The following is a 10,941-nucleotide window of genomic DNA, read 5'->3' as shown; positions in this document are numbered from 1 at the left end:
CACATGAATGACAAAACGTACCCAGAAAGATTTCATCTGGGTACGTTTTGTCTACAGTCTGAGCCGCCGGGTATCCGGCGGTTTTTTTGATTGGGGGGTGAATGCCTTGCCCAGAATGTGTAGAGTAGGGGAAAAGGGGGCGGCATGATGGATATTCGGGTGAGGACGGCAAGCAATGCCGCGGAGGCTGCAAAGTTTATTGCGGCATTGAACATCCACCGCACGAATCATATCGGTTTCTGTGGCGAGGAGGAAAAGGAGATCTGGCATACGCTGGAAAAGGATTTCTCCGATACAGGATTTGAACAGTCATTTTTCATGGCGGAAAATGAAGGGCGGATCGTCGGAGCGGTCGGCTTCGATATAGATAGTGACGATGGTATCGCGGAAGTGTGGGGGCCTTTTGTCAGTGAAGACTTGCCTTTCAGGGATGTGGCCATGCCGATGTGGAGCGAGGCTGTACAGAGATTGGAGAATGTCCGGTCATTTCTGTTTTTCGTGAATGAAGAAAATACGGATGTGTCGGCGATGATCGAACAGCTGGGAGGAACCCATATCGGCAGACATCTGATTCTGCAGGTCAAGTCGGGAGAGGTACCGACCGGAGAGAACCCGGCCATCCCGGCTGAAGAACATCATGAAGAGGCGTTCCGGTCACTGCACGATCATGCTTTTCCCGATACCTATCTGTCTGCGGAAGAGATTTTGGATATCAGGGATGATCAGCACCGGCTCCTCGTCATTCCCGATGGGGAAACAGGTGTGATGGGATATGTCTATACCGAGGCTGATCCGATCCATGGGGAAGGGAGCATCGAGTTTCTTGCGGTGGGGGAGGCATACCGAAGTCAGGGGCTCGCTAAAAAGCTCCTTCGGGCAGGGCTTTCCGAACTGTTCCGCCATGATTCGATCGAAGAAGTCCGCCTTACTGTCAGTGCTGATAACGAGGCGGCCCTTGGCCTTTACGAAGCAGCGGGCTTTAAGCTTCTTCACCGGCTGAACGCTTGCCGTCTTGAATTGGACTGAACAGGGGCAGGCGTTTCTGATCATGGCAACGGTTATCGGACAAACCCCCCAATATCGTAGAGGCCCGTTTCGTACTATGGATAGCAATATCGCATATGGAGCAAGCCCGGTACTTCGTACTACGCCATGCAAAATACTGGCACTAAATCCATACAAAAAAACAGCATCAAAAACCGCCGCTTCCAGAGGAAGGGCGGTTTTGGCATTTAAAACAGCATATGGGCGATCAGTGCGACGATCGGAAGGGCGATCACGGTCCGAAGCAGGAAGATCACAAACAGCTCAAAGAAATTGACAGGGATCTTGGAGCCGAGAATCAGGCCTCCGACTTCAGACATATAGATCAGCTGGACGACCGAGATGACAGCCACTGTAAAAAGAGTGACCTCGGAAGCAATTGTGCCAGAAGCAAGGATTGACGGGAGGAACATGTCCGCGAATCCGACAATCATTAGCGGCGCCGCCTCTGCCGCTTCCGGAATCTGCAGAAGCGCGAGGAAAGGCTCGAACGGCTTGCCTACTATCTGGAAGAAGCTGGTGTATTCGGCTATGATCAATGCCAGTGTTCCGAACGCCATGACGACTGGGATCACGCCGAACCACATATCCAGTACGTTCTTCATGCCGTCCGTGAGCATCTTGCCGAGATTACGGTTTGCATGTGCCTTGGTTAGGGCGTTTTCCACACCGTGTGTAAACGAATTATATCCGGCCGGCACTTTTTCCTCTTCGCCTGTGAACTCACGTCCATCTATATACTCTTGTTTTTTTCGGGAAAGTGGATAGATTCGAGGCATGACAAATGCCAAAATGAGACCGGTCAGGATGACAGTACCGTAAAACGGCAGGAAGTATTTTGAAAGCCCGACTGTATCGATAATGACGATGGAAAACGTGATTGACACGACTGAGAAAGTCGTGGCGATGATTGCTGATTCTTTTTTCGTATAGTGGCCTTCCTGGTACTGTTTATCAGTAAGGAGAACACCGATCGTGCCGTCCCCGACCCATGAAGCAAGTGCATCGATCGATGAACGGCCCGGCAACTTGAAGAGCGGACGCATGATTTTCACCATCATCGTACCGAAAAACTCCAGCAGTCCGAAGTTCATGAGAAGCGGCAGCAACAGACCCGCAAAAATAAAGATCGTAAAGAGGAACGTGACGAGCCCGTCAGCAGGATCGAGGAGAAGACCGCCCGTGTCTCCGCTCCAGACCGCTTCTGGTCCGAGCTTGAAAGCAGTCATGACTGCGAATAGGGCGCCAATTACTCTTACGACCGTCCAGAATAGCGAAACGCCGAACAGATCATGCCAAAATCCGCGTTCAGAAGAGGCCTTTTTTGGAGCGAACAGCATGATGACAGAGCCGAGCGCGGCGATTATAAGAACCGCGACCGCGACCCAAAGAATGATCGGCGTGACGATGCCTGCCAGCCAGTTGGCAAGAATGGCGATCGGAACCACCCATTCGCCATTATATATAATCGGAATCATGAACAGGAAGACTCCGATGATCGACGGAATCAGGAACCAGATCCACGTCGATGCACTAGTTTTCTGCATTTTTTATTATCCCCCAATATTAATTTTACCGGTTTTGACATTCACTTTTTTACATAATAATTCACTATCGTGAATAAGTAAATCCCCCTGCAAATGAAAGTGAATTCAGCCAATTCCGGCACAAAAAATCCCCCTCCCCACAATAGCAGGGAGGGGGTGCGGCGTCAAAAGGATTCTTCAAAATCCTCATGCCAGCGATAACGATAAAAACGTTCCTTGGCAAACCGTTCAGTGGCCTCGGCTTCACCGGCCGCAATCGCCGCCTCGAGACCTTCCAACATGTAGGCTGTCTGGGAAGAATGGGCTTTCAGCGTACGCATCTTCCTGTCCAGCATTTCCGAAACTTGATGCTCAACGTCGGGCTGGCCGAGGCCTTCTTCCGTATCGTTTGCAAATGCGACGAGGTAGAGCTTCGGACGTTGATCTTCCGGCAGCCTGCGAACCGCGCGGACGACCGCACGGGCCGTGGCCTCATGGTCGGGATGGACCGAGTATCCCGGGTAAAACGAGATGATGAGAGAGGGATCCAGTTCATCGATGAGGCCGCTGATGAGTTGGACCATCTTTTCATCATCCTCGAACTCGACTGTCTTGTCCCGGAATCCCATCATGCGCAGATCTTTGATGCCGATGGCGTCCGCTGCCGCCTGAAGTTCCTTCTTGCGGACTTCGGGAAGCGTCTCCCTTGTGGCGAATGGCGGGATGCCGAGATTCCGTCCCATCTCGCCGAGGGTCAGGCAGGCATATGTGACAGGCACACCCATATCCACATATTTGGAGAGCGACCCGGATGTGCCGAAGGCCTCGTCGTCAGGGTGAGGAAAGACAACAAGGACTGCACGCTCTTTTTCAATCGTTTCAGCCATATCGTTCCACTCCTTAGTATGCGAACGGCGTCTCGCTCAGTTCAAGCGCAACGGCAAGTTTACCGCTGCCGTCGAGCCCGGCCATGAGCAGGCGACCGTGTTCATCGAGTTCATAATGTGTAATGCCTTGTGCATACACCCAGCCGTAGGGCAGTTTGAGCCCGACCCGGTGTGGGGCTTCGCCGGCTACCTTGCCCAGTTCAAAGCGGATCTGGGCATTTCGGATGAAGGCGCCGGCATTGAAGAATCCTTCGTTGAAATGGGCCGCATACGAACCGTTCGTCGTCTCCAGATGGATATAAAGCTCTTTGCCGGCGAACGAATCGATGAGGCGCTGAAGTTCTTCAGGGTTCACTTTTTCCATATTTTCAGGCCTCCTCCAGTTACCTATATCGTATTCAGTATAAAGAACATCAGCCGGGAATGCGAAAAGTGCGCTCCAAGGAGAAGTAGCGAAAGCAAGGGGTTTTTTCATACAACAAAAAAACGGCCGGGAGGACCGGCCGTTTGGAGTGCATCAGACTTCTGTTACGGTGGCTTCTGCCGGACCGTATTGGTTTTTCGCGCCGTGCAGGACCGGACCGACATATTGGTTCAGCTTCCAGCCATGAGCGATCGCGGCAGCGACGAATTTCTTCGCTTCGATGACGGCTTCCTCTACGCTGAGGCCATTTGCGAGGTTCGCGGTGATGGCAGCCGCAAATGTGCAGCCGGCACCGTGTGTGTAGAGCGTGTCCTGCTTTTCGGATTCGAGAAGCAGGAACTTGGAGCCGTCGTAGAAAAGATCGGCAGCTTTTTCATGCTGGAGTTGCTTTCCACCCTTGATGACGACATTTTTCGCGCCAAGATCGTGGATCTTCTCCGCGGCTTTCTTCATGTCATCGATGGTCGTCAGCTTGCCGAGACCGGACAGCTGGCCCGCTTCGAACAAGTTCGGTGTGACGACTTCAGCAAGCGGCAGCAGGAATTCGATCATCGCATCGACCGTACCCGGGTTCAGGACTTCGTCTTCGCCCTTGCACACCATGACCGGGTCGATGACGACATGGCTTGTGCCGGTTTCCCTGATGCCTTCGCCTGCAGTGCGGATGACGTCTTCGGTGCTCAGCATGCCGGTCTTCACCGCATCGATGCCGACGGAAAGGGCTGTCTTCAGCTGGGCTTTCAGAACGTCGATCGGAAGTGTATAGACTCCGTGGCTCCAGTTGTTGTCCGGGTCCATTGTCGCAACGACGGTAAGCGCGGTCATGCCGTATGTTCCGTGCTCCTGGAAAGTCTTCAGGTCGGCCTGGATGCCGGCGCCGCCCGATGTATCGGATCCTGCGATTGTGAGTGTCTTTTTCAGTGTCATGATTCAGGACTCCTTTTAGGATAGTTAGTTGAATGTTCTTATTGTAACAAATAAAATAGGCATTTCACGAAAAATTGATTTCACCGCATAGAAATGCGCAGGTGCAGCCTCTGCCGCTCTCTATGCGTGCGTGAACCGGGAGACATCGGGTATTGTAGAAGAATGAAAGATTTACCCGATTGCGGGAGAAGGGAGAGTGGACATGGCTGGAAGCAACGGAAAAAAAGGCCGCACTGATGAGGAGACGGCGGTCACGGTTGAGGAGACCTGGGAAGCTCCGGCAGTGGGGCGCGACGGGAAGAGGCGCAGCCGGGCGCTGAAGAGGTTCCTGTGGATTGCGGTCCCGCTTCTCCTGCTTGCCGTCATCCTTCCGGTGGTCACATTGAAGATGCTCGCCGGCGGCAGTACATTGACTGAAGAAGGGGCCGTCATTGAGAGAGTTCAGGAGCTGAGCGAACTTGTGACGGCAGAAGCCTATACGAAAGTGATCATCGATGAGTCGGATAATGAGTTGTTCGGAATGAGCCTCGGAATTGATATTCCGGGGACCAAGCGCGAGTTTCTCGTGATTATCCCGGGATCGGTCAAGGCGGGCATCGATTTCAGCAAAGTAAAAGAGAATGACATCTCTATTGACGAGGATGCCAAGACTATTAAACTCACCGTGCCGGAGCCGGAGTTCCTGGGGGAGCCCGAAATCCACGTTGACGAGAGGAAAGTGTTTTCTCATGAAGGACTGTTCCGTAACCCTCCGGATATCAAAAAGGGATATGAACTTGACAAAAAGGCCCAGGAAATGATGATCAAGGAGGCGACCGAACAGGGCGTACTCAACCAGGCCAGAGAGAATGCGGTAAAGACTCTGAAGCAAATGTACTCGTTCTCGGGTTATGACGTTGAAGTCGAGTTCAAGGAGTGACTGTAATGGTAAAAGAGATCCTGAATAACAGCTGGCAGGATGTGATCGGGGACGAGTTCTCTAAGCCTTATTATCTGGAGTTGCGAGAGTTCCTCAAACAGGAGTATGCCGAAAGAGAAATCTACCCGCCGATGAACGACATCTGGACAGCGTTCGAACTGACGCCATATGAGTCGGTCAGGGTCGTGATCCTCGGCCAGGACCCCTACCATGGTCCGGGACAGGCGCACGGACTCAGCTTCTCCGTGAAAAAGGGCATCCGGAAACCGCCCAGCCTGCGCAATGTTTTCAAGGAACTGAAAGAAGACATCGGTTGTGAAATCCCCGATGAGGGGACGCTCACCGGATGGGCGGAGCAGGGTGTCATGCTGCTCAATACCGTTCTCACTGTGCGGTCCGGCGAAGCGCATTCCCACCGCGGTGAAGGTTGGGAAACGCTCACGGATGAAGTGATCCGGAAGCTATCAGCGCGCGATGAGCCCATCGTATTTATTCTGTGGGGACGTCCCGCACAGGAAAAGAAAAAACTGATCGATATGGAGCGGCATGCGGTGATCGAGTCACCGCATCCGAGCCCGCTCAGCGCAAAGCGCGGATTTTTCGGCAGCAGGCCGTTCAGCCGGGCAAATGCTTTGCTGAGGGAGTGGGGAGAAAAAGAGATCGACTGGTGCCGCACAATCGCCCGGTGAATTGTCACGGGATTGTACGGTTCCGGCGCCAGAATGCAAATCGTTATATGATACACTTTTAACGGAATGGAGGGGATCGGATGATTCCGATTGAACGGATCCTCGAAGAGATGGAGCGCCATCTTCAGGCGGCCAGAAGCGCAGGCGACCCTGCCGCACAGCGGGAATCGATTGCCGCCATTCGCGCATTGTCCGAAGCGGCGCTCGGCAGCCGGCCCCGGAACAAACTGCCGGAAGTGAAGCCGATGCCGCTTACCGCGCCGGCGGATCCAAATGGCGTTTCTCCCGCCGCGCCAAAGCGTGAAGAGGACGGGGCCAACGGCGATTCCATCTTCGACTTTTAATTGCTGAAAGAAGGGGAAATAAGTGAAATTCTTTTTGATAGCAGGTGCGGTGAATGCAATGATTTCTGTCGGTATGGGCGCTTTTGGGGCTCACGGCCTTGAAGGCAAGGTCTCTGATCATTACATCGCTATCTGGGAGACGGCAGCCAAGTATCAGATGTACCATGCGCTCGGCCTGATTCTGATCGGTATCTTGCAGAGCCAGGCGCTTCTCGGCGCAGCTTCGCAGCTGAACTGGGCAGGGTGGCTGATGCTGGCGGGAATCATTATTTTCTCCGGCAGCCTTTATGTGCTTGCGCTGACCCAGATCGGCATCCTCGGCGCCATCACGCCGATCGGCGGCGTCGCCTTTATCGCCGGATGGATTATGCTGATCATTGCAGCCGTCAAGCATGTATAAGTTGTAGAAGCCGGCCCTCGTTTCATTTGGCGGCAGGTTTTGCTGTTCTGTTATACCAATGGAGTGCTGTTATTCAGACTTCCGAGATAACGTAAAGAGCCATCCGCGCCGGATGGCTCTTTACGTTATCTCGGTGCCTGGTCGAAGTAGTTGAGCTCTTCGTCGAACTCCGCGTAGTCAAAGTAGATCATCGGGAACAGGAAGCGGTGATCGGTGCGTGCTTCCCTGATGATGGCGTGATCCCGCCCGGCCGCCTCGACAAATCCGCGCACAACCTTCGATGTGGTCTGCCGGTCCCCATGTTCGAACGAGAAATGGAACGTGCCGGGCTGTCCGCGGTTCAGACGGAGGATGTTCTCAATGTAGGATTCCTCGTTCCGACGCGGAGGGGCCGTCGGCAGTGTCACCTGCGGAGGGACGACCTGTTGCTGGGGCTGCTGCATCGGCTGCATCGGCATCGGCCGCATGTTCGGATTCCAATAGTATTGGACCATGTGGTTCCACCTTTCTCTCCTTAGACTGTCGGGCAATCACTTTCGGACGGCGAAAAGAAGCAGTGCGACTTGAAGCGGCCGGTATTCCACTGGTTATACCACTGTGCCGGACAGTCGCCCTCCGGCATGAAAAACCAGAGTGAGCGGGTTGCCGGATGGAACCGCTCCCCGTTAATGACCCGGCGGGCCAGGCGGATGTCCTGTTCACGGGCACGCTGATAAAAGTAGCCTTTTGTCGTCGCCTCGAAACCGCCGGGCCGCTGGAAGACCATCTGCTCAATGGTCCGGATGTCCCCGAAATCCAAACAGTCGCCACGGACCCGATTGACTCCGACGTTGCCGACCATCAGCATTCCGAGGTCGCCTTCCCCTTCTGCTTCGGCGCGCATGAGGCGCGCCAGCAGTTGCACTTCTTTTTCATTTGCTCGTACAACCGCCACCGTCTGACCCCCTCGCTAATGACTATATGAGGAGGGAGGAGGGTACATTCCTTATATTCGGATTTGGACGGGAGGAGAATTCCAGTGGCGATCAATAATACGGTCTATGAGTTCATGGAACGGCTGGACAGAGGGGAACTGAAGACGAAGGACGGGCTGTTGGATTATTACAGCCGGTATCCTGAAATTTTCGGCGTGTACTTCCCGGATTACTGCCCAAAGACAGATGAGAGGCTGATCCGGGCGATCGAGCAATATCCGGCGAAGGCCGAAGACATTTCACTTGCCGGCCAGCGGCTTCCCGAGGAGATCGAAAATGTGCGTGATATTTACCGCAGCTTGACCGGCATCGACGCCGACAATGACCATCATCTGTTTGTCGGCGCTTTCGGATCAAACGCATTTGTCGCGGGCCCGGAAAAGGATGAGGTGTTCTATGCGCTTGAAATGCTGTCTCCGGATACCGGCAATCTGCGCCTTGTCGCAGCCCACGAGACGGGACATATCGTCCACCACCGCATGAGTGCCGAAGCTTTTGGGGAAACCTGGTGGCGGAAGGTGGACTGGAGCCATCCGCTCGTCACGCTTTTGTCTGAAGGCGGCGCCACATATCTGTCCAAACTCGCTGTCCCGGGCAGGGGCCGTCCGGACTATATTTCATTTGGAGCGCTCGGCGAGGAAGGCTACGGATTTTATATGGCGAACAGAAGGAAGCTGCATGAAGTGTTTCTTGAAGATATGAGGGAAGGGTGGAATGACAGGAAGGATAAAGAGTGGTTCCGCCTTTCCGGCGGTGCCCGGCACGGCGTTCCCCGTCTCGGCTATTACGTCGCGGACGACTTTATCGAACACCGCGCAGAACTACGGGGGATGGACGCGGCGCTCACCGATTGGGACACGATGACACTTGAAGAGGAGTTCATGGATTATCTGAAACGCTGACGCACGTTTGCCGGAGAGCCCGGCCGCAACAAAAAATGCCCGGCAGCCAAAGATGGCAGCCGGGCACATTTTTTTACTGGACATTAAAGAAAGAGACGCGTTCATCGCCCTGGAGAATCGTGCCGACGAAGAACGAACCGAAGACGCCGTAGCGCGCGCTCACTTCATCGAAGCGCATTTCATAGACGAGTTTCTTGAACTGGAGCACATCGTCCGAGAAGAGCGTGACGCCCCATTCATAGTCGTCGAAGCCGACGGAGCCGGAGATGATCTGCTTGACCTTGCCGGCATAGCCGCGGCCGATCATGCCGTGGCTTTTCATCAGATCGCGGCGCTGTTCCATATCGAGCATGTACCAGTTGTCTTCGCCTTCGCGTTTCTTGTCCATCGGATAGAAGCACACATATTGCGAGCGCGGAAGTTCCGGGTAAAGGCGTCCGCGGACATACGGGTTCTGGTATGGGTCCTCATCGGACTCCTTAGCCAGGTAGTTGGACAGCTCGACGACCGACACGTAAGAATACGTAGGGATGGTGTAGTCCGCAATCGCGAGCTTGTTGAACTCGGCTTCAAGCTGCTGAAGTTCGTCCATCGTCGGACGGAGAATCATCAGCATAAAGTCCGCCTTTTGGCCGACTACTGTATAGAAAGCATGGCTGCCCGTTTTTTCATCATCAGCTTTCTGGAGCTTGTCGAGGTAAGCGATGAATTCATCGGTTGCCGCTTTCCGTTCTTCTGCAGGAACGGCTTTCCACGATGCCCAGTCCATCGTGCGGAAGTCGTGGAGGACATACCAGCCGTCCAGTGTGATTGCAGCTTCGTTCATGTGGAAACACTCCTTTGGGATCATATGGCTTCAGTCTATCACAGAAGGCAGGCGCGGTCCGCAAGCAAGACCCTGTGTCACCGATTTGTGAAAAAGTCCCGGTTTTCCGTTTGGGCGCATTTTGTGTATGCTTGACACTGGAATGAAAAACCGTCCCATGTCCGGTATGTACCGGGGGACGGATCAGATATTTGGGAGATATTGCTATGGATCAAACACTTCAACTTCTCCGGCAGCCGGCCTGGCGGTTCATCGATCAGTCGGTGAGCGGGCTCGGCCGCTCCGCTCTTGAGTCGTTCGCTATGGACGACACACTCTGCCACGTCGTCGGACAGCAGAAAAGTCTGCCGGCCGTGCGTACTTGGGTGCATGACAGGACCATCGTCCTCGGCATCCAGGACCATCGGCTGCCGTATATCGAAGATGCGGCGCAGCTTCTCCGGCTGAATGGCTGGCGCCCGATCGTCCGGAATTCCGGGGGGCTGGCTGTCGTCTTGGATGAAGGCATCCTGAACATCACAATTTCGCTGTCCGAGAAAGGCCGGCCAATCGACATCCCGGCCGGCTACGAGGTCATGCTTGAGTTTGTCCGCATGCTGTTGCCTGAAGTAGCGGACAGGATTGAGGCCTATGAGATTGTCGGTTCCTATTGTCCGGGGTCGTACGACTTGAGCATTGGCGGCAGAAAGTTCGCCGGAATTTCCCAGCGAAGACTCAGGGGAGGCATCGCCGTCCAGATTTATCTTTGTGCGGAAGGCAGCGGCTCTGAGCGTGCACGACTGATCGGGGACATGTACGAGGCCGGTCTGAAGGGGGAAGAGACGAAGTTCGACTATCCGTCCATCCGGCCGGATGTGATGGCTTCTCTCAGCGAATTGCTTGGTCAGCCGGTCACCGTCACCGAACTGAACAGCCGCGTCCGCCGGCTGCTTCACACTCTTTCGGGAGACGTCCGCAACAGCCTTCTTGAAGGGGAGGAGATCGACCTGTACGCGATCTATCTGAAGCGGGTGGTCGAACGGAACGCCAAACTGCTCGAGGGCATCTGAAGCCTGGAAAATCAAAGAAATGGCAAGGAC

Annotated in this window: 14 protein-coding genes; 7 read left to right on the top strand and 7 right to left on the bottom strand. The window is 54.3% G+C overall.

Annotated features, from left to right (window positions below; all coding sequences use genetic code 11):
- Nucleotides 1-147 precede the first annotated feature (147 nt).
- The gene (locus DZC51_RS04045; protein ID WP_157294089.1) at nucleotides 148-1,026 is read left to right on the top strand and encodes a GNAT family N-acetyltransferase; all 879 of its coding nucleotides are present in this window, start codon (nucleotides 148-150) and stop codon (nucleotides 1,024-1,026) included.
- Between the two features lie 206 nt (nucleotides 1,027-1,232).
- Here DZC51_RS04045 and DZC51_RS04040 read toward each other — a convergent pair whose 3' ends face one another.
- From DZC51_RS04040 to thiD, 4 genes are all read right to left on the bottom strand, one after another.
- On the bottom strand, nucleotides 1,233-2,591 hold the full coding sequence (locus tag DZC51_RS04040) for a YjiH family protein (protein ID WP_157294088.1): 1,359 nt from the start codon (nucleotides 2,589-2,591) through the stop codon (nucleotides 1,233-1,235).
- 164 nt (nucleotides 2,592-2,755) lie between these two features.
- Nucleotides 2,756-3,457, bottom strand: coding sequence for a bacillithiol biosynthesis deacetylase BshB2 (gene bshB2, locus DZC51_RS04035; RefSeq protein ID WP_157294087.1), 702 nt, complete (start codon nucleotides 3,455-3,457; stop codon nucleotides 2,756-2,758).
- Between the two features lie 13 nt (nucleotides 3,458-3,470).
- Nucleotides 3,471-3,821 carry a YojF family protein gene (locus tag DZC51_RS04030; protein WP_157294086.1) on the bottom strand — a complete coding sequence of 117 codons (351 nt, stop codon included), beginning with the start codon at nucleotides 3,819-3,821 and terminating at the stop codon, nucleotides 3,471-3,473.
- A 153-nt stretch (nucleotides 3,822-3,974) separates the two neighbouring features.
- Nucleotides 3,975-4,808: a bifunctional hydroxymethylpyrimidine kinase/phosphomethylpyrimidine kinase gene (gene thiD / locus DZC51_RS04025; protein ID WP_157294085.1), complete on the bottom strand. Its 834-nt coding sequence runs from the start codon at nucleotides 4,806-4,808 to the stop codon at nucleotides 3,975-3,977.
- A 202-nt stretch (nucleotides 4,809-5,010) separates the two neighbouring features.
- On the opposite strand from thiD, the gene DZC51_RS04020 reads away from it, so the two are divergent.
- From DZC51_RS04020 to DZC51_RS04005, 4 genes are all read left to right on the top strand, one after another.
- The gene (locus DZC51_RS04020; protein WP_157294084.1) at nucleotides 5,011-5,727 is read left to right on the top strand and encodes a DUF4230 domain-containing protein; all 717 of its coding nucleotides are present in this window, start codon (nucleotides 5,011-5,013) and stop codon (nucleotides 5,725-5,727) included.
- 5 nt (nucleotides 5,728-5,732) lie between these two features.
- Complete coding sequence (locus DZC51_RS04015; protein WP_157294083.1) at nucleotides 5,733-6,416, top strand: uracil-DNA glycosylase; 684 nt, start codon at nucleotides 5,733-5,735, stop codon at nucleotides 6,414-6,416.
- Nucleotides 6,417-6,496: 80 nt separating this feature from the next.
- Nucleotides 6,497-6,760 carry a YwdI family protein gene (locus DZC51_RS04010; RefSeq protein WP_157294082.1) on the top strand — a complete coding sequence of 88 codons (264 nt, stop codon included), beginning with the start codon at nucleotides 6,497-6,499 and terminating at the stop codon, nucleotides 6,758-6,760.
- 22 nt (nucleotides 6,761-6,782) lie between these two features.
- A complete protein-coding gene (locus DZC51_RS04005) occupies nucleotides 6,783-7,160 on the top strand; it encodes a DUF423 domain-containing protein (RefSeq protein ID WP_157294081.1) in 378 nt (125 codons plus the stop codon).
- Between the two features lie 125 nt (nucleotides 7,161-7,285).
- Here DZC51_RS04005 and gerQ read toward each other — a convergent pair whose 3' ends face one another.
- Together gerQ and DZC51_RS03995 are read right to left on the bottom strand one after the other, a co-directional pair.
- Complete coding sequence (gene gerQ / locus DZC51_RS04000) at nucleotides 7,286-7,654, bottom strand: spore coat protein GerQ (protein WP_198304051.1); 369 nt, start codon at nucleotides 7,652-7,654, stop codon at nucleotides 7,286-7,288.
- Between the two features lie 20 nt (nucleotides 7,655-7,674).
- Complete coding sequence (locus DZC51_RS03995; RefSeq protein WP_157294080.1) at nucleotides 7,675-8,094, bottom strand: cell wall hydrolase; 420 nt, start codon at nucleotides 8,092-8,094, stop codon at nucleotides 7,675-7,677.
- Between the two features lie 84 nt (nucleotides 8,095-8,178).
- Here DZC51_RS03995 and DZC51_RS03990 point away from each other — a divergent pair, with 84 nt between their 5' ends.
- Complete coding sequence (locus DZC51_RS03990) at nucleotides 8,179-9,036, top strand: sugar phosphate isomerase family (protein ID WP_157294079.1); 858 nt, start codon at nucleotides 8,179-8,181, stop codon at nucleotides 9,034-9,036.
- 73 nt (nucleotides 9,037-9,109) lie between these two features.
- On the opposite strand, the gene hemQ is transcribed toward DZC51_RS03990, so the two are convergent.
- The gene (gene hemQ / locus DZC51_RS03985) at nucleotides 9,110-9,862 is read right to left on the bottom strand and encodes a hydrogen peroxide-dependent heme synthase (protein WP_157294078.1); all 753 of its coding nucleotides are present in this window, start codon (nucleotides 9,860-9,862) and stop codon (nucleotides 9,110-9,112) included.
- Nucleotides 9,863-10,068: 206 nt separating this feature from the next.
- Between hemQ and lipL the strand changes: the two genes are divergently transcribed.
- The gene (gene lipL, locus DZC51_RS03980) at nucleotides 10,069-10,911 is read left to right on the top strand and encodes an octanoyl-[GcvH]:protein N-octanoyltransferase (RefSeq protein ID WP_157294077.1); all 843 of its coding nucleotides are present in this window, start codon (nucleotides 10,069-10,071) and stop codon (nucleotides 10,909-10,911) included.
- Nucleotides 10,912-10,941 lie beyond the last annotated feature (30 nt).

This window comes from Bhargavaea sp. CC-171006, assembly GCF_009761675.1.
GTDB lineage: Bacteria > Bacillota > Bacilli > Bacillales_A > Planococcaceae > Bhargavaea > Bhargavaea changchunensis.
Note: the sequence above shows the minus strand (reverse complement) of the source record. Positions and strands in the feature narration are given on the sequence as shown.